General features: G+C 74.0%; 13 protein-coding genes. 5 read left to right on the forward strand and 8 right to left on the reverse strand.

All coding sequences use genetic code 11. The annotated features are described in order from the left end of the window. Positions 1 to 268 precede the first annotated feature (268 nt). From AB0C16_RS08080 to AB0C16_RS08095, 4 genes are read right to left on the reverse strand one after another with little or no spacing between them, the layout of a single operon-like run. Positions 269 to 1051: a hypothetical protein gene (locus AB0C16_RS08080; protein WP_357680200.1), complete on the reverse strand. Its 783-nt coding sequence runs from the start codon at positions 1049 to 1051 to the stop codon at positions 269 to 271. After that, a complete protein-coding gene (locus tag AB0C16_RS08085; protein ID WP_357680202.1) occupies positions 1048 to 2619 on the reverse strand; it encodes a serine/threonine-protein kinase in 1572 nt (523 codons plus the stop codon). Before AB0C16_RS08085 ends, AB0C16_RS08080 begins: the two co-directional genes overlap by 4 nt. A gap of 4 nt (positions 2620 to 2623) precedes the next feature. Next, positions 2624 to 4267, reverse strand: coding sequence for a protein kinase (locus AB0C16_RS08090; protein WP_357680204.1), 1644 nt, complete (start codon positions 4265 to 4267; stop codon positions 2624 to 2626). Between the two features lie 4 nt (positions 4268 to 4271). Then, on the reverse strand, positions 4272 to 5873 hold the full coding sequence (locus AB0C16_RS08095) for a protein kinase (RefSeq protein ID WP_357680206.1): 1602 nt from the start codon (positions 5871 to 5873) through the stop codon (positions 4272 to 4274). Between the two features lie 101 nt (positions 5874 to 5974). Between AB0C16_RS08095 and AB0C16_RS08100 the strand changes: the two genes are divergently transcribed. The 3 genes from AB0C16_RS08100 to AB0C16_RS08110 are packed head-to-tail and all read left to right on the forward strand — an operon-like array spanning position 5975 to position 10287. Beyond that, positions 5975 to 6868, forward strand: coding sequence for a hypothetical protein (locus AB0C16_RS08100; protein ID WP_357680208.1), 894 nt, complete (start codon positions 5975 to 5977; stop codon positions 6866 to 6868). Between the two features lie 17 nt (positions 6869 to 6885). After that, positions 6886 to 7347, forward strand: coding sequence for a GNAT family N-acetyltransferase (locus AB0C16_RS08105; RefSeq protein ID WP_357680210.1), 462 nt, complete (start codon positions 6886 to 6888; stop codon positions 7345 to 7347). A gap of 42 nt (positions 7348 to 7389) precedes the next feature. Next, on the forward strand, positions 7390 to 10287 hold the full coding sequence (locus AB0C16_RS08110) for an AAA family ATPase (RefSeq protein ID WP_357680212.1): 2898 nt from the start codon (positions 7390 to 7392) through the stop codon (positions 10285 to 10287). A 2-nt stretch (positions 10288 to 10289) separates the two neighbouring features. On the opposite strand, the gene AB0C16_RS08115 is transcribed toward AB0C16_RS08110, so the two are convergent. The 4 genes from AB0C16_RS08115 to AB0C16_RS08130 all read right to left on the reverse strand — a co-directional run bounded on the left by AB0C16_RS08115 (position 10290) and on the right by AB0C16_RS08130 (position 15851). Continuing rightward, on the reverse strand, positions 10290 to 12758 hold the full coding sequence (locus AB0C16_RS08115; protein ID WP_357680214.1) for a hypothetical protein: 2469 nt from the start codon (positions 12756 to 12758) through the stop codon (positions 10290 to 10292). Between the two features lie 83 nt (positions 12759 to 12841). After that, on the reverse strand, positions 12842 to 13771 hold the full coding sequence (locus AB0C16_RS08120; protein WP_357680216.1) for a sugar kinase: 930 nt from the start codon (positions 13769 to 13771) through the stop codon (positions 12842 to 12844). Next, the gene (locus tag AB0C16_RS08125) at positions 13768 to 14694 is read right to left on the reverse strand and encodes a pseudouridine-5'-phosphate glycosidase (protein WP_357680218.1); all 927 of its coding nucleotides are present in this window, start codon (positions 14692 to 14694) and stop codon (positions 13768 to 13770) included. Before AB0C16_RS08125 ends, AB0C16_RS08120 begins: the two co-directional genes overlap by 4 nt. Positions 14695 to 14819: 125 nt before the next feature. Then, positions 14820 to 15851 carry a putative sulfate exporter family transporter gene (locus tag AB0C16_RS08130; RefSeq protein ID WP_357680219.1) on the reverse strand — a complete coding sequence of 344 codons (1032 nt, stop codon included), beginning with the start codon at positions 15849 to 15851 and terminating at the stop codon, positions 14820 to 14822. A gap of 71 nt (positions 15852 to 15922) precedes the next feature. Between AB0C16_RS08130 and AB0C16_RS08135 the strand changes: the two genes are divergently transcribed. Further along, positions 15923 to 16813, forward strand: coding sequence for a LysR family transcriptional regulator (locus AB0C16_RS08135; RefSeq protein WP_357680221.1), 891 nt, complete (start codon positions 15923 to 15925; stop codon positions 16811 to 16813). A 53-nt stretch (positions 16814 to 16866) separates the two neighbouring features. After that, complete coding sequence (locus AB0C16_RS08140) at positions 16867 to 18369, forward strand: NAD(P)/FAD-dependent oxidoreductase (protein ID WP_357680223.1); 1503 nt, start codon at positions 16867 to 16869, stop codon at positions 18367 to 18369. Positions 18370 to 18375 lie beyond the last annotated feature (6 nt).

Genomic DNA, 18375 nt, shown 5'->3' on the forward strand with positions numbered 1-18375 from the left:
CGATGCGGACCGGAGTCGGCTGAAGAATTCGCGGAAGTATCGGCGGGCCTCTTTCTGGACGAGCACGGTAGCAGCGCCTGCCGCACACACCCGACCGTTCCCGTCGAAGGAGGGCGGCTTCCGCAGGGGGACGCCGCCGTACATGACGATCAGCTCCTACGCGGTCAACGTCGAAACCGGCGCGACGCGGCGGCTTGGCACGTACACCGCTCAGGACTTCTTCCGGCTGGTCCTCCCGGCCCTGGCGGGGACGCTCTGTCGGCGACCGTCAACCGCCCGTGCCGAGCTTGGCGGCGACCGCCGTGGCCACCTCCAGCGCGCCCTTGGTGAGCCTGCCCGACGGGTCCTCGGGGACGCGCCGCTGGTAGACCACCTGGATCACCGCGTTGCTGACCCGTACGCCGACGGTCGCCGTGGTCGGGCCGTTGCCGGTGCCGCCGGTCATCGTGAAGCGGGTGGTCCAGGACGACTCGCCGACGGGCGGGTCGGCGGGGGTGGAGTCACGGGCAAGCAGCATGGCCTCCCGCCGCTGCGCCACGTGCTGCTCATGCGCCGCCGCGACGTCGCCCGGGAAGACCTTCACGTACACCCTGAGCTGGAACGACATGTTGTCCGGCAGGCCGGCGCCCGGGGGCAGCGTGGACCACTCGCACTCGTCCGCCCGGATCTGCGACTTGTCGTCGGGGTAGAGCGTGAGCTTCTTGACCAGGTCCTCGTCGACCAGCGTGCACGGATCGGCCTCCTTCGTGATCGTCGCGGGGCCGGTCGGGGCGGGTTCGCTCGCGTCGGCCGGTTCGCTAGGCGACGGCTCGGCGGCCGCGGTCGCCGCCTGCGACGGCGGTGTCGCGGCAGGCTTGGCGGGCGTGGCGCCGGCGGCCGGCTCGGGCTCGCGGGTGAGCAGGAACACGACGGCTAACAGCATGAGCACGACGACGGTCACCGCCGCGCCCAGCATCACGGGCGTCACCCGCAGTCCCGGCCGGGACTGCTGGGTGGGAGCGGTGCGCTGCACGGCCACGGTCGGGAACTGACCTTGCTGGTTGGGGTTCATAAAGCCTTCTGGAGGGTGTCGGCCACCGCGCGGGCGGTCGTGACTGCGGTGTCGCGGAGTTCCTCGGTCACCTTCGTACGCTTGGGATGGCTGGCCTCGATCTGGACGATCACATTGCCGACCCGCATCCACACGGTGGTGGTCGAGGTGGTGGTGATCCCCGCCTCCTTGTCCTGGGCGGCGGCCTCGTCGCCCGCGGACACGCGGCGGGTGCGGCCGACCGTCACGGTCTCCGCGCTGCCGGCGGCCGCGTCGCGCGACTTCACGGTCCGGGCGAAGGCCCGCTCGGCCGCCGCGACCTCGGCCACGTGCTTGACCTTGAGGTTGATCGAGGTGGTCTCGAGCAGGCCGACCGCGCCGACCGACCAGTAGCACTCGCTCTCGTCGTACAGGCGGGGCTGGCGGGAGCGGGCGCCGGGGAGGATGTCCCGGGCCTGCTCGTCGGTGAGGAGCTTGCAGGCCTTGGGCGGCTCGGCGAACCCGCCGTCGTCCCTGGCCACCGGTGACGGGGACGCCGTGGCCGTGGCCGACGTCCGGGTGGCCGGGCCGGCCGACAGGGCCGGGGAAGCGGGCGGGGAGGCGGGCGGGGTGGGCGTGCCGGTGGCGGCGGTGGTCGCGGCCGGTGATCCGGAGCCGTAGAGCAGGACGGCCGCCGTGACCGCGGCCGCGGTGCCGGCCGCCAGGCCGCCGAACAGCAGACCGGCGCGTCGCGGGCGCGCCCGCACCGGGACCGTGGCGGGTGCGGCCTCGCGCGGGCGGACGGGCAGGGGCGCGGCCAGCGCCCGCAGGTGGGCCGCGACCGCGTGCGGGTGCGGCCGGGCGGCCGGGTTCTTGTCGAGCATCGCCAGCAGCAGGCCGCCGAGCGGCCCCGCTTTGACGGGCGGCGGCGGTGGCTGGGTGAGCACGGCCGCGATGATCGCCATCGTCGAGTCGCGGTCGAACGGCGGCCTGCCCTCGGCGGCCAGGTAGAGGGCGGCGGCGAGCGACCACAGGTCGGCGGCCGGTCCGGCCTGCTCGGCCCGCAGGTGCTCGGGCGCGATGTAGCCGGGAGATCCGGGGACGTGGCCCGCCGCCGCGTTGGCGGCGGGCACGTCGCCGGTGTGCGCGGCGATGCCGAAGTCGGTCAGCACCACCTCGCCCGCGTCGGTGATCATGATGTTGCCCGGTTTGACGTCCCGGTGCAGGATGCCCCGTCGGTGCGCGGCCTCCAGCGCGTCGAGCACCCGCAGGCCCACCGTGGCCACCTGGCCGGGCGGCAGCGGGCCGTGCTGCCTGACCAGGTCGCCCAGGGACCGGCCGGCGAGCAGGTCCATGATGATCCACGGCTGCCCGTCCTCGGAGATCACGTCGTGCACGGTGATGATCGAGGGATGGCTGAGCGCCGCCGCGGCGCGGGCCTCGCGCAACGTGTCGACCAGCGCCTGGCCCTGGTCCTCGCCCGGCGGCAGGCGTACCTCCTTGACCGCGACCTCGCGGCGCAGCAGCTCGTCGTGCGCCCGCCACACCGTGCCCGCGCCGCCCGCGCCGAGCGGCGCGTGCAACCGGTAGCGTCCGGCGATCACCCTCATGGCGTCAGGAGGCCTTGCCGTCGAGGTTGGCGGCGAGCCACTTGGCCGCCTGGGCGGCCTTGTCACGCAGGGCAGGGTCCTCGGCCACGTCGCGGGTGAAGCGGAACTCGCCGACCATGTTGCCGGTGCGGAACATCACGTGCACCTCGAACTGCTTGCCGCTGCCGAACCGGGTCTTGGACACCTCGTAGGCGATCGCCTCGTCCCCGGCGCCGGAGATCTCGAAGACCTCGCCCTGCTTCTCACCGGAGCCGCCCCTGCCCGCCTTGTCCTCGGCCGCCTTCCTGACCCCGGCCACGTGCTCCTGGGCCAGGGTGCTCTCGTAGCCGTCGCCCTGCCGCGGGTAGAGCCAGAGCGTGAGGTAGAGGGCCAGCTCCTTGCCCTTCGCGGGCAGCCCGGTGGTGCCCCAGGTGCACCTGAAGGACGGGTCGAGCGACGAGGTGACGTACGGGCCGACCAACTTGGTGGCCTGCTGCCTGGTGAGCAACAGGCAGGGGCGCGGGATCTTGGAGAACTTGCCCGGCGGCGACGTGGTGGCCGGCGAGGCGCTGGGAGCGGCGGACCCGGTCGGCGCGGCCTCGGTCGGGTCGGTGGTCGGGTCGCCGGTGGGATCGCCGCCCGGGTCGCCGGTGGGGGCGGCGGCCGGGTCGCCGGTCCGCGGGTTCGCCGTCGGCTCGGCGGCGGCCGGCGTCGGCTCCGCCCGCGTGGCGGACGACGAGGTGGTCAGGATGAGCGTGACGGCGACGACGAACGCCACCACCACGGCGGCGGCCGAGCCGAACGCGGCCACGCGCGGCACCACCCACGCGGCCGGGGGCGAGCTCACGGTGGCCGCCGGCGCCCCGGTCGCCTTCTCGAGCAGCCGGCGCACCGTGCGCGCGTCGGGCCGGTGCGCCGGGTCCTTCGCGAGCAGCGCCATCAGCAACGGGGCGAGCGCGCCCGCCCGCCGCGGCGGTACGGGAGGCTCGGTCATCACCGCGCCCAGCGTGGCCATCGCCGTGTTGCGCTGGAACGGCTGCACCCCCTCGACCGCCGTGTAGATCGTCGCGCCGAGCGAGAACAGGTCGGACGGGGGCCCGGGAACGACGCCGTCCGTCAGGCACTCCGGCGCCGCGAACCCGGCCGTGCCCACGGGCGCGGCGCCCCGCTGGGGCGTACCGGCGGGGGCGGCGATGCCGAAGTCGGACAGCAGGATGCGACCGTCGTCGGCGAGCAGCACGTTGCCCGGTTTGACGTCGCGGTGCAACACGCCCCGCGCGTGCGCGGAGGCCAGCGCCGACAGCACGAAGAGCCCGATCGAGGCCCCCCACGCCGGGGACATCGGCCCGCCCGTCTTGACGACCTGGTCGAGCGAGCGTCCGCGGACGAGCTCCATCACGATCCACGGCTCGCCGTCGTCCTCGACCACGTCGTGCACGGCGACCACGGCGGGGTGGCGGATCCCGGCGGCCGTACGGGCCTCGTGGAGCAGGCGCCGGCGCAGCGCGGCCTGGTCGGCGGGGGAGAGGCCGGGCGGGAGCAGCACCTGCTTGACCGCCACCTCCCGGCCGATGGTCACGTCACGCGCGCGCCAGACGATGCCCATGCCGCCCCGGCCCAGCTGGTCGAGCAGCTCGTAGCGGCCGCCCACGAGTCGTGGTTGGTTCATTGCCTCACTCCTGGCCGTCTAGTGCCTTCGCGAGCCGTCGCGCGGCGTCGCGCGTCGCCTCGCGCAGGGCGGCGTCCTTGCCGATCTTGTCGATGTCCACGTGGGTGACCTCGACGTTGATGTTGCTGAGCCGGAAGACCAGCGTGACGTGCTCGGGGTGCCCGGCGGGGTTGACGAGCTCGTAGCTGAACGCCTCGTCGCCGATCCCCTTTAGATCTTGAACGTTCCGGCGGGGCTGTGTGATGGATTTGTCCAGACCGATCTCCGGCCAGCTCCAGGTGATCCTGGATCCCTCCCTGCCGCGGCTGTTGCGGGTGTTGATGTACTGCTCCTCGGCGTCCTCGACCTCCCCGCTCCACCGGTCGGGGAGCTGGCTGTTGGACAGCACCAGGACCTGGAGCCCCTTGCCTCGGGTCGCCCACTCGCACGAGTCGCCGCCGCGTTCGCCCTTGCCCGCGCCCGGGACGAGCTGCCCGACCTGGCGAGGCGTGAGCAGGGCGCAGAGGTCGACCGCCGCGGTGAACCTCGCGGTCCGCTCCGGCTCCGGCATCTGTGTCGCCTCTGGGGTCGCCTCCGGTGTCGCCTCCGGGAGGGTTTCGGAGGTCGTCCGCACGGTGGTCGGCGCCGCGGCCGGCATGGACGACGGCCCCGGCTCCGGCGGCTGGTCGCCCGGTCGCAGGACCACGAACGCGACGGCCGCCGCCGCGGCCGCGACCACCACCGCGCCGGCCAGGATCGGCGCCCGGCTCGCCCGTCCGGCGGGCGCGAGCGGGGCCACCGCCTGCCCGCCCTCCGCGACGCGCCGCAGCATCTGCTCCGCGGCCTGCGGGACGGGCCTCTGCCGCGGCTCGCGGGCCATCATCTGCATCAGCACGGGACCCAGGTGCCCGGCCCGCTGCGGCGGTCTCGGCGGCAGGGTGAGCGCGTCACGCAGCACCGACAGCGGAGAGGTGCCGGTGTAGGGCGCCTGCCCCTCGACGGCCGCGTAGAGCGTTGCGGCCAGCGACCACAGGTCGGACTCGGGACCGCCGCGTTCCCCGCGCAGCCGCTCGGGCGCGATGAAGCCGGGCGAGCCGATCAGCAGGCCCGACTCCGTGATCGTCGCCTGGTCCTCCAGGCGGGCGATGCCGAAGTCGGTGAGGATGACGCGGCCGTCGTCGCTCAGGAACACGTTGGCCGGTTTGACGTCACGGTGCTGGATGCCGCGCGCGTGCGCGACCGAGAGCGCCTCCAGCACGCGCAGGCCGAGCTCCGCGGCGCGTTCCGGCGCCCAGGGTCCCTCGGCGGCCACCGCCTCCTTGAGGTCGCGGCCCCTGAGCAGCTCCATGACGATCCACGGCCTGCCGTCCTGCTGCAGCACGTCGTGGATCGTGATGATCCCGGGATGGCGCAGCTGCGCGGCCGCCATCGCCTCGCGCATGGCCCGCTGGAGCGCCTCCGCCCGCCCGGCCTCGTCCAGAGACTGGGGCAGCAGCACTTCCTTGATGGCCACCTGACGATCCAGTAACTCGTCGTGGGCCAGCCAGATCGTCCCCATGCCTCCCTGTCCGAGCGCGCGCAGCACCCGGTAGCGGCCTGCGATTTTCGAATCCCCCTGTCCAGGCACGCTGGAGACCATAGTGTTTGTCGCTCTGAGTTCGCTATATTTCGGTGCTTGACACGTGAAACAGGCATCTCATTCGTCATAGCCGTACTTTGGGGGTGGCCATGATGGGAGCTCCGCAGGCGCCGCCCGTGCCACCCGCCTCCTACTGGCCGGACGGGGCGGGCGAGCGTCCCGCGACGTCGAAGGCGCCGGGGTGGGCCAAGGGCATCCTGGCCGGGGCCGCCGCGGTGGCGGTGCTCGGCGGCGGGCTCATCGCGGTGCGCGGCGCCGGACAGGACACCCCGCCGCCCTCGCTGGCCCTGCCTTCCACGTTGCCGTCAGCCCTGCCGTCAGCCCTGCCGTCCGACGACCCGCCGGGCGCCTCCGAACAGCCCTCCTCGCAGCCCACCTCGCTCACCTCCGAGACCCCGGAGGCCACCTCGACCTTCCCGGTACTGAAAGCCGTGCCCGAAGTGTGCGACCTGCTCCCGGCGAGCCTGACCTCGCGGCTCGCGCCCAAGTCCGAGTCGGAGCCGGGCGTCCAGAGGGACGGCTACGGCGCCCTCCGGAAAGGCTGCGAGTGGCGCCCGAAGAGCAAGAACATCAAGAACGGCTACCTCGAATCGCGCAGCATCTCCCTGGCCGTCAACGTCTGGCCCACGGTCGGCGACGCCCGGGAGGACGCCGAGTCCGACTTCCGCACGATGCGCGACATGGCCGGCACCACGAACGAGGACGGCAGGAAGTACCCGAGCACGTACGGTCAGTTGAGGGACTTCGAGGGCGTCGGCGACGAGACCCACGCCGTCTACAGCAAGAACCTCCAGGGCACCACGAACGCCTGGGCCATGGTGGTCGTGGGCAATGCGACGATCACCGTGCGCTACTTCGGCACGGACAACAAGGGCGGCGAGATCCTGGCCATGGGTGACGACACCCGGCCGGTTCCCGAGGACGTACTGATCAAGGGAGCGGAGGAGGTCGCGCAAGAGGCGGTCAAGGCGCTGACGAGGTGAGCCGGATTGGACGCGGCATGAAGAACGACCTAGGGTCACACGTCATGACGTGTGACGACCTTCTCATCAGGAGAGCTGAGAAGGCCGACGCGGACGAGGTCTTCGCGCTGGCCAGGGAGTTCGGGCTGACGTTCAGCCCGGAGCGCGAGGCGTTCGACCTGGCGCTGCCCCAGCTGCTCCGCAACGACGACGCCCTGCTGCTCACGGCCGTGGCCGGTGGCCGGGTCACCGGCCACCTGCTCGGGTTCGTGCATCTGACGCTGTTCGCCAACGGGCCGGTCGCCTGGGTGGAGGAGGCCATGGTGCAGACCGGATCACGCAGGCAGGGGATCGGCCGGACGCTGCTCGAGGAGTTCGAGAGGTGGGCCCGGTCACGCGAGGCCGGCTACGTCGCGATGGCGACCCGGCGGGCGCCGGAGTTCTACCACGCGCTCGGCTACGAGGCGTCGGCCACGTTCTTCCGCAAGGTCCTGCGCTAGGGCGCGCCGCTGTCTGTCGTGCCAGGGTGGCATCCTTGGGGCGTGACCATCCATACGGTGAGCCCCCTGTTCGTCGGCCGGGTCGACGAGCTCGCCGCGCTCGTCGACGCGCTGGCCGCCGCTCGCGCGGGGGCCTCGTCCACCGTGATCGTCGGCGGCGAGGCCGGCGTCGGCAAGACGCGCCTGATCAAGGAGTTCGGGTCGCGCGCCGGTGACGCGCTGGTCCTCGCCGGCGGCTGCCTCGAACTCGGCACCGAGGGCCTGCCGTTCGCCCCCTTCACCGCGGTGCTGCGCGGCCTGGTGCGCGAGCTGGGCCGCGACGGTGTCGCCGCGCTGGTGCCGGGCGGCACCACCCGCGGGCTGGCCCGGCTGCTGCCCGAGTTCGGCGAGCCCGACCGAGACGGCTCGGAGGCCCGTGCCCGGCTGTTCGAGCAGATGCTGGGCCTGCTGGAGCGGCTGGCCGAGGACCGGCCGGTGGCCCTGATCATCGAGGACGCCCACTGGGCCGACCGCTCCACCCGCGACCTGCTCTCGTTCCTGGTGCGCTACCAGCGCTCCGACGCCGCCCTGCTGATCGCCGTCACCTACCGGTCCGACGAGCTGCACCGCACCCACCCGCTCCGCCCGCTGCTGGCCGAGCTGGGCCGGATCGACTGGGTGACCAGGCTGGAGCTGCGCAGGCTCACCCGCCGCGAGGTCGTCGCGCAGGCGGCGAGCATCCTGGAGCACGAGCCGTCCATGACCGTCATCGATCTGATCTACGCCCGCAGCGAGGGCAACCCGCTGTTCGTCGAGGCGCTGCTCAGTGAGGCCGGCGGCGGTGAGGCACTGCCCGAGTCGCTGCGCGACCTGCTGCTCGCCGGCGTCGAGCGGCTGCCCGAGGAGACCCAGGAGCTGCTGCGGGTGGCCAGCGCGGGAGGCCAGCGCATCGAGCACGACCTGCTGTCCGCCGTGGCCGGCCTCGACGACGCCACGCTCTCCCGCGCGCTGCGGCCCGCCGTGGCGGGCAACGTGCTGATGGTCGACGGCGAGGGCTACTCCTTCCGGCACGCGCTGATCCGCGAGGCGCTGCACGAGGATCTGCTGCCGGGCGAGCACATCCGCCTGCACACCGGCTTCGCGCAGGCACTGGAGCGTGGCCTGTCGATCCTGCCCGCGCCGCGCGGCGCGATCGAGCTGGCGCACCACTGGCACGCCGCCCGCGACGCCGACTGGGCCCTGGTCAGCGCCTGGCACGCCGCCGCCGCGGCCCGCAGGTCGGCCGCCTACGACGAGCAGCTCCGGATGCTGTCCAGGGTGCTGGAGCTGTGGCAGCAGGTGCCGGACGCCGCGGCGCGCATCGGGGCCGATCACGTCGGCGTGCTCAGGCAGGCGGTCACGGTCGCCCACCTCGCGGGTGAGTTCGAGCGCGCCCACGCGCTCGCCAACGCCGCCCTGGCCGAGGTCGACCGTGACACCGACCCGATCAGGGCCGCCCGGCTGCTGCGCCAGCGCGGCCTCGTCCGCTACGACATGAGCAGGCCCGGCTACCTCGACGACCTGCGCGAGGCCGCCGCCCTGGTGCCCGCCGAGGGGCCCGGCATACTTCGTGCCCAGGTGCTGGAGAATCTGGCTCGGATGTTGCACGCCCCCGGCGACTGGCCGGAGAAGCTCCGGGTCGCGCACCAGGCCGTCGAGCTCGCCCGCGCGGCCGGTGACACCTCCGTCGAAGCCAACGCGCTGATCACCATCGCCTGGACCCGCGCCCGCTACTCCGAGATCGACCCGCAGATCGAGGCGTTCGGCGAGGCGCGGCGCATCGCGGCCCGGGCCGGCGCCTACAACGCGCTGATACGCTGCGCGATCTCCGAGTCCGACGCGCTGGAAGGCGCCGGCCGGCACGAGCAGGCGGCCCGGGTAGCCCGCGAGGGCATCGCCGAGGCCGAGCGACACGGCCTGGCCCGCACCTCGGGCGCGTTCCTGTCGATCAACCTGGCGGAGCCGCTGGTGTCGCTCGGGCGCTGGGACGACGCGCTCGAGGTCGTGGAGCACGCGCTCGACCTCGCGCCGCCCCCGGCGTTCCGAGCGAGCCTGCAGGGGCTGGCCGGCGACATCGCGCTCGCCCGCGGCCTGGTCGAGCGGGCGCAGCAGCTGTGGGTGGCCTCGCGTGGTGTCCTGTCGAGCGGCATCTTCCGCGACCAGAGCGTGCTGCCGCACGTGCGCAGGGAGTTCGAGCTGCTGCTGGCGGGCGGCCGCGCCGACGACGCGCGGGAGCTGGCCGCGCGCACGCTGCGCGAGCAGGACCTGATGGCCAGCCCGCGCTACTCCTGGCCGCTCCTGCTGACATTCGCGCGGCTCGGCGGGCCGCTGCTCGCGGAGCTGCGGTCGCTGGTGGAACGGCTCGACGCGGAGGGTGATCTCCAGCGGGCCCAGCGCCTGACGTTCGCCGCCCTGGCCGGGTCACCCTCCGGCGGAGACGAGCCCGCCCGGCGGCTCAAGATCTGGGACGAGGCCGTGACCGCCTGGTCGGCGCTGCGCCAGCCCTACGCGGAGGCCCACGCACTGTGCGGCGCCGCCCAGTCGGCCCTGGCGTACGGCGACCGGGAGCAGGCCGCCACCTGGTTGACCCGGGCACGAGAGCACGCCGACCGGCTCGGCGCCACGCCGCTGCTGGCCGAGCTCGACGACGTGGCCCGGCGCGCCGGGATCTCCCTGGCCGGCGGGCCCGCGCCCGGGCCCGGCGGGCCGCCGCTGGGGCTGACCGCGCGCGAGCTGGAGGTGTTGCGCCAGGTGGCGGCCGGGCGCAGCAACCGGGAGATCGCCGGTGAGCTGTTCATCGCGGTCAAGACCGTGAGCGTGCACGTGTCCAACATCCTGGCCAAGCTCGGCGTCGCCTCGCGCGGCGAGGCCGCCGCCACGGCGCATCGCCTGCGCCTGTTCGACCTCGGTGAGCAGGGCTGAGGTCAGCCCGTGAGCTGCGCCTCCAGGCGGTAGCCGTCGACCGTCACGTACACCTGGTCGCCCGGGCGGGCGTTGAGCCGCATCAGCACCGGCTGGAGCGAGTCGAAGACCGGCTGGTGCCCCTGCCAGACCAGGACGATCGCGTTGTCGCCCGGCCCCGTCACCGACAGCAGGGTGCCCGGGCGCATGCCGAGCTGGGTGGCGTAGCCCTCCGGCACCGGCACGGGCCCGCCGCGCAGGTGCTCGGGGGTGACCTCGATGCGTTGCCAGCGGCGCGGGTCGGACGACGGGCTCGGCAGCGGAGGCGGCGGTGTGGACGGGGCGCCGGCGAGGCCGGGAAGCATCGGCGAGCGCCCGCCCGACAGGGCCGAGAGCGTGGCGAGCGCCGCCGACGGGTCGATCGCCCCGGCCGGCGCCGCGGGAATGGGCTGGCCGCCCCGATGGTGGTGGCCGTTGGCTCCGGGAGTGCGGCGGGGCAGCGGCTGGGCCGGTGACTGGGAGGAGGCCACGGAGTGGGCCGCGGACTCCGGCGGCAGGGCGTCGAGCCACGCCTTGGCCGAGTGGGTGCGGATGCCGAGCTCGCTCAGCACCTCCATCACGTCGGTGTCGGGCGCACGGGTCGCGAGGAGCTGCCGGGTGCGGTCCTGGAGGCGGTGCAGGTCGCCGATGACCAGCCAGCCGTCCTGCAGACGGCGGTCGGGCATCAGCGTGACGAGCACCCGCCAGAGCGGAGTGCGCAGCGACGGCACCATCACCGGGTGCGCCGGGTCGGCGCCGATCAGCTGCTCCTGCGTGGCGGCCGAGCCGAGCCACTCCGTCAGCCGGAACATGTGCCCGGTCACCGGAGCCGACTCCGACGAGCGCAGCCAGTGCAGCACGCGCTCCTCCGCCGTGCGCTGGGCGTGGGAGAGCACGTCGCGGTCGACGAGCATCTTGTGCGCCAGCGTGCGCAGGCTGATCGGGTCCTCGGCGAACAGCCGGTGCACGGCCACGGCGAGTTCGAGTTTGTCCAGGCCGCGGAAGAGGCTGTCGACGACCCGGACCATCGCGTGGTCGGTGTCGGACAGCGCGGACGCGGCGGCCGGGTCGGCGCCCCCGCCGTAGGCGCCGGTGTCGCTCACGCTCGGCAGCGGACCCGTGTGGGGCGCGCCCGACAGCCCGTTCGGGGGGCCGGCCAGCGGGTCCGCCTTCTGGCGATCGCCGGTCGGGCGCTGGGGGAGGCCGTTGGACTGGGCGGGGAAGGAGCCGGTCTGGCGCGAGGGAGCACTCTCGCCCGGCGCCCGGAACCCGCCGGTCTGGGATGGACTGTCGGGCTGCCCCGGGAACCCGCCCGCCTGGGAGGCCGGCCCGGGCTGCGCGGCGGAGCCGGGCTGGGCGGGAAAACCGCCGGTCTGCGGGGTGGAGCCGGGCCGGACGGGGAAGCCGCCCGTCTGGGAGGCGGAGCCGGGTGCCGAGGCGGGCCCGGCTGGCGACGCGGGCCCGGATTGTGCGGCGGATCCGGGCTGGGCGGGAAAGCCCCCGGTTTGCGGGGCGCTGCCGGATGGGGAGGGGAAACCGCCGGTCTGTGGGGCGCTGCCGGATGGGGAGGGGAAGCCCCCGGTTTGCGGGGTGGAGTCGGATGGGGTGGGGAAGCCGCCGGTCTGTGGGGCGGAGCCGGGCTGGGCGGGAACACCGCCGGTCTGTGGCCCGCTGTCGGGCTGGCCCGTGTATCCGCCGGCGCGGGACGCTCTTTCGGGCTGGCCAGGGTAACCGCCGGCACGGGGTGCGCTCTCGGGCTGCGCCGGATAGCCGCCGCTTTGGGGCTGGGCGGGATAGGGACCGGGTTGCTGCGGAAGACCTCGGGCCGGAAAGCCGCCCGTCTGGGAGGCGGCTCCGGGCTGGGCGGAGAACGAACCGGCCTGCGGCGCGGCTTCGGGCTGGGCCGGGCCCGTCGTGCCCTGGACGGCCGCTCCCTCACGCTGCCCGGGGACGGTGCCGCGCGGCAGCAGCGGGCGGGTGGCCTCCGGATGTCCCGCCCGCGCGGGGGCGGCGAGGACGGGGCGGGCGGTGTCGCTCTGGAGATGGCCGAGCACCTCGCGGAACACCGAGCCGATCACCGCCTCGGGCGTGGCCGAGGGCGTGGCCAGGTCGCCGGGCGCCAGGCGGCGCAGCCGGTGCCAGCCGCCCAGGCCGGCGATCGCGGTCCGGGTGGCCTCGGGCCAGCCGGGCAGCGCCGGGTCGACGTGGTGCACACTGAGCGCGGGCAGCAGGTCGGCGAGCGGCATGTGATCCCAGCGGGAGGCGGCGAGGCGGGCCAGCCGCTCGCAGATCCAGTCGAGGCCGGCCGTGCCGAGGGCCCGCGACAGCGCGAGCGACGACCACCAGCCGACTGGCAGCCGCGGATCGCCCAGGGCTTCCGCGACCTGCTGGGGACGGCTCCAGCGCAGGGCAGGGACCAGGTCGCTCAGGCAGATCGATGACTCGACGTCCATCGGCGGACCTTATCCTCCCCAGAGTGAGCCGCGTTGCTAGGAAATACGCATGTGGCTAATGGTGCAGCCTACGCGGCAAGCTATCAATCGGTGTGAATAGGGTAAAGACGGTTCACTTCCAAACCGTACCGTGGCCGACCGCCCACCAGGGCCACGCATGTGGCGCCTGCCTGACAACCCGCCTGCAGAGCCGCCGCTTCGTGGGCGCCCTTGAGTTGTGCTGTGAGGTATCCGGCTGCGAACGCGTCTCCGGCTCCGGTCGAGTCTACGACCTTGGCGGGCGCCGCTTCGGCAGTCGCCAGGATTCGTCCTCCTGTCGCGACCAGCGCGCCCTGGGGTCCCAGCTTCACCACGGCGGTGCCGTACCTCTCGCTGAGGATCTCGGCGGCGCGCGCCGGCGTCGGGGCACCGGTGAGGAGGAGGGCCTCGTCGAGGTTGGGGATGATCAGGCCGGCGGCGGCGGTCTCGCGCAGGAATCGCGCCACGCCGAACTCGCGCAGCGGGCCGGTCGAGGCGGGGTCGACGCTGATGCCGGCCCCGGCGGCGGCCGCCTCCGACATGGCCAGCCGGGCCAGCTCCAGGCCCGGCTCGGCGAACAGGACGTAGCCCGACAGGTGCAGATGGCCCACCCCGTCGAGCATGGACCGGTCCCAGTCCTCGGTGGAGATCCGGCCGCCCGCGCCGCGGTTGGTGAGCATGGAACGTTCGCCGGACTTGTCCACCATCGCGATGACCACGGCCGTCGGATGGCCGGGCTCCACCCTGATGTGCGGGCGGACTCCGGTTCTGACCAGCTCCGTCGTGTGCCACTCGCTGCTGTCGTAGCCGAGCTTGGCCAGCAGCCGCACGTCGGCGCCCAGGTGGGCGGCCCAGGCGGCGGTGTTGGCGCCCGAGCCGCCCGGACGGAGCATGATGTCCGCGGCCGTGTCGGTGCCCGCCAGGACCGGCGCGCCGTGCATGGCCACCACGTCGGTGACGACGTCGCCGATGATGAGCAGGCCCCGGTCGCTCACCGCCGCGCCCAGCAGAGCGCGATCCGCGCCGCCAGGGCGGTGTTGCCCCGGACCGCCGCCAGGTTGGCCTCCAGCGAGGCGCCGCCGGTGCCGCGCACCAGGTAGCCGAGCAGGAACGGGGTGATCGCCTGCCCGGTGACGCCGTCACGCTCGGCCGCGGCGAGCGCCTCGGCCAGCACGCGGTCGTGCAGGGCGGGGTCGAGCTGCTGGTCCACCGGCACGGGGTTGGCCACGATCAGCGCGCTCTCCTGACCGCCGAGCGCGTCCTGGCCGCGCATGACGGCCGCGGCCTGCTCGGGCGACTCGATCCGCCAGTCGACGGGCTCGCCGGAGGAGTGCAGGTAGAAGCCCGGGAACGTGTCCGTACGGTAGCCCGCCACGGTCACGCCACGGGTCTCCAGGCGCTGCAGCGTCGAGGGTACGTCGAGGATCGACTTGACGCCGGCGCAGACCACGGTGATCCGGGTGCGGGCCAGGGTGTCCAGGTCGGCCGACTCGTCCTGGTCCTGTGTCCAGCCGCGGTGCACGCCGCCGAGCCCGCCCGTGGCGAAGACCCGGATGCCCGCCCGGGCGGCCAGGAACGAGGTCGCCGACACGGTGGTCGCGCCGCTCGCCTTCAGCGCCGCCGCCACGGGCAGGTCGCGCTGGCCCAGCTTGCGCAGGCCCGACTCGGTCGCGACGCGTTCCAGCTCCACCTCGTTCAGCCCGACGCGGGCGACGCCGTCCAGCACCGCGATCGTGGCCGGCACGGCGCCCGCCTCCCGGACGATCCCCTCCAGCTCCCTGGCGACCTCCAGGTTGCGAGGCTGCGGCAGGCCGTGCGAGATGATCGTGGACTCCAGCGCCACCACGGCGGCGCCCGCGGCCAGGGCCTCGGCCACCTCGTCGGACTGCTGGAGGATGGGGTCTGCGGTGCTGGGCATGGTGAGTCCGGTGCTCCTTGTGTGATCTGATGTGAAATCAGGTAGAACGCGCGCTTCAGTGTATTTCACGGATTTTGTGCCGAAATGGGCACACTGTGTGCCCTGTGAGCCGCCCGTCCGCGCGTTCACATCAGGATCATGACACCCGTCAGTGAGACGGTGGTGACGAATCCGGTGGCGATCGCGCCGAGCACCATCACGCGCCCGGCCCTGACCAGTTTGCGGGCGTCGATCCCGGTGCCCAGGGCGAACAGCGCGGCGGCCATCAGGATGTTCGTCACCTCCGGCACGACCTCCGTGACCAGCGACGGCACCAGGCCGGTGCCGCGCAGCGCGACCATCGCCAGGAACCCGGCCACGAACAGGGGCACCACCGGCGCCCGCGCCGCCGGACCGCTCCACCGGCGTCCCGCTGGAGCGCTCCCGGGGTCCCTCTCCGGACCGCTCCACGTCGCGACGTGGGCGGGGGAGCGGCGCCGGCGCATGGTGGTGAGGGCGATGATCGGGGCCAGGAGGATGACGCGGCCGAGTTTGACCGTGATCGCCGTGGCGAGGACACCGGTGGCGGAGCCGATCGCGGCCACCTGGGCGACCTCGTGGACCGCCGCGCCCGTCCACACTCCCAGTTGCGGGTTCGACAGCCCGAGCCAGGCCGCCGCCAGCGGGACCACCAGGATGGCCGCGCTGCCGTACAGGACCACGACGCTGAGCGCGCCGGCCGCGTCGTCGTCGGTGGCGGCGGCGCTCTGGCGCATGGCGGCGACGGCCGCGGCGCCGCAGATCGACACCCCGGCGGCGACGAGCAGCGACGTGCCCGGAGGAAGGCCGAGGCGGCGGCCGGCCAGCGGGGTGAGGGTGAAGGTGACGCCGGTCGCGACCGCCGCGATCGCCGGTGCCTGCCAGCCCAGCGCGAGCACCTGCGGCACCGAGATCTGCAGCCCGAGCAGGACGATCGCGACCCGCAGCACCCGTCTGGCGACGAACCGCAGGCCGGGCAGGAGCCGTTCGTCGATCCCCCACAGGTTGGCCACGAGGGCGCCGGTGACGACCGCGACCATGGCCGGGCTGAGCGCGGGCACGAAACGGTTCGCGACCAGGGCGAGCACCACCGCCGCCAGGGCCGCGACGACACCGGGCAGGCGATCGGCGAAGGGCATGCCTCCGAGTCTTCGGAACACCGGGCGGCTCCGGTAGCCCCGCGTTGCCTGGTAGGCCATAGCCTGAGGCTATGAGTGAACTGCCCGATCTGGACTCGCTCCAGCTCCTGGTCGACGTGGGCGAGCTGGGCAGCCTGGGACGGGCGGCCAGGGCGGCGGGCATCGCGCAGCCGTCGGCCAGCAAGCGGGTCGCGCAGCTGGAGCGCCGGCTCGGCCTGCCGCTGCTGGAGCGGACTCCGCGCGGCTCCACCCTCACCATCGAGGGCAGGATGGTGGCGGACTGGGCCACGCAGGTGCTCGCCGCGGCCCGGGAGCTCATGCGGGCCGCGCAGGCCGTACGGCACAGCGGGGCCGCCCATCTGCGGGTCGCGTCGAGCATGACGGTGGCCGAGTATCTGATGCCGCGCTGGCTGGGTGAGTTGCAGGACCGCGACCCCGAGGTCCAGGTGGGGCTGGACGTGGTCAACTCCGCCGACGTCGCCGGGCGGGTGCTGGCCGAGGAGGTCGAACTGGGCTTCGTCGAGGGGCCGAACGTGCCCGACGGGCTGGCCGGCCGGGTGGTGGGCACCGACCGGCTGGTGGTCGTGGTTGCTCCGGGGCATCCCTGGACGCGTCGCCGTACCGTGCTCAGGGGGCCCGAGCTGGCGGCCACCCCGCTCGTCGTCCGCGAGCCGGGGTCGGGCACGCGGGAGACCCTCGACGTGGCGTTCAAGGGGTTGCGCCAGGCCAGCCCGCGCCTGGAGCTGGGGTCCAACTCGGCGGTCAAGGGCGCGGCGCAGGCGGGATCGGCGCCCGCGGTGCTCAGCGGCTACGCCGTCGAGGCGGAGCTGGCCACGGGGCGGCTGGTGGAGGTGCCGCTGGCCGGGCTCAACCTCGTGCGGAATCTGCGCGCGGTCTGGCGGCGGGGCCGTGCCCTCGCCGGCCCCGCCGCGACCCTGCTCGCCATCGCCAGCCGTCCGTGAACCCGGCGGTTCGCGTTTGACGGTTGATGTGCTCTGGGCCGTATGGTGCCGACATGGGCAGATATGACATCGTCGTTGCCGGTGGCGGGCACAACGGGCTGGTCGCCGCGGCCTACCTGGCGAGCGCGGGGCGGCGGGTGCTGGTGCTGGAACGGCTGGACCACGCCGGTGGCCTGGCGATCTCCGCCCGAGCCTTCCCCGGCGTGGACGTGCGGCTGTCGCGCTACTCCTACCTGGTCAGCCTGCTGCCGACGAAGATCGTCCGCGACCTGGGCCTCGACCTGGAGCTGCGCCGCCGCCGCTACGCCTCCTACACGCCCACGGGCGGCACGGGGCTGCTCGTCGACAACGGCGACGAGGCCAGGACGGCGGCCTCGTTCAGGGAGGTCACCGGAGGAGAGGCCGACCACAAGGCGTGGCGGGACTTCTACGCCATGGCCGGCGAGGTGGCGCGGACGCTGGCGCCCACGCTGCTCGAACCCCTGAGGAGCGCCGGCGAGATCGAGCGGCTGGTGGGCGCCGAGGCGTGGCGCGACCTCTTCCGGCGGCCCATCGGCCGGACGGTGGACGAGCGGTTCGGCGACGACACGGTGCGCGGCGTGGTGCTGACCGACGCGCTGATCGGCACGTTCGCCGACCCCGCCACCGACCTGCTGGCCAACCGGTGTTTCCTCTACCACGTGATCGGCGACGGCACCGGCGAGTGGAACGTGCCGGTGGGCGGCATGGGCGCCGTCTCCGGGGCGCTGGAGGCCGCCGCCCGGCAGGCCGGGGCCGAGATCAGGACCGGAGCCGAGATCATCGGCATCTCACCCTCCGGCGAGGTGACGTTCCGGGCGGAGGACGGCGAGCACACGGTCACGGGCGGCCACGTGCTGGTCAACCTGCCGCCCGCGGTGCTCGACCGGGTGCTCGGCAGGCCGGAGAGCACGCCCGAGGGCGCGCAGCTGAAGGTCAACATGGTGCTGACCAGGCTGCCCCGGCTCAAGGACGCCACGGTGGACCCGCGGGCCGCGTTCAGCGGGACGTTCCACATCAACGAGAGCCGCGACCAGCTGGCCCGCGCCTACGCGCAGGCGGCGGCCGGCCGGATCCCCGAGCTGCCGCCCGCCGAGGTCTACTGCCACTCGCTGACCGACCCGTCCATCCTCGGCCCCGAGCTGCGGGGCCGGGCCGAGACGATGACGCTGTTCGGCCTGCACATGCCCGCCCGCCTCTTCCGGGAGAATCCGGAGGAGGCGCGTGCCGACGCCCTGCGCGCCACCCTCGACTCCGTCAACCGGGTCCTGGCCGAGCCCATCGAGGACTGCCTCCTGCGCGCACCCGACGGCAGCCTGTGCGTCGAGGCCAAGACCCCGGTCGACCTGGAGAACGAGGCCGGGCTCCCCGGCGGCCACATCTTCCACCGCGACCTCAGCTGGCCGTACGCGGACGGAGGCGGCTGGGGCGTGGAGACCGAGCACGAGCGGATCCTGCTGTGCGGGGCCGGCGCCCACAGGGGCGGCGGCGTCAGCGGCATCCCCGGCCACAACGCGGCCATGGCGCTGCTGGCCTGATGGATG

The organism is Nonomuraea sp. NPDC048916 (genome assembly GCF_040649575.1).
Taxonomy (GTDB): Bacteria; Actinomycetota; Actinomycetes; order Streptosporangiales; family Streptosporangiaceae; genus Nonomuraea.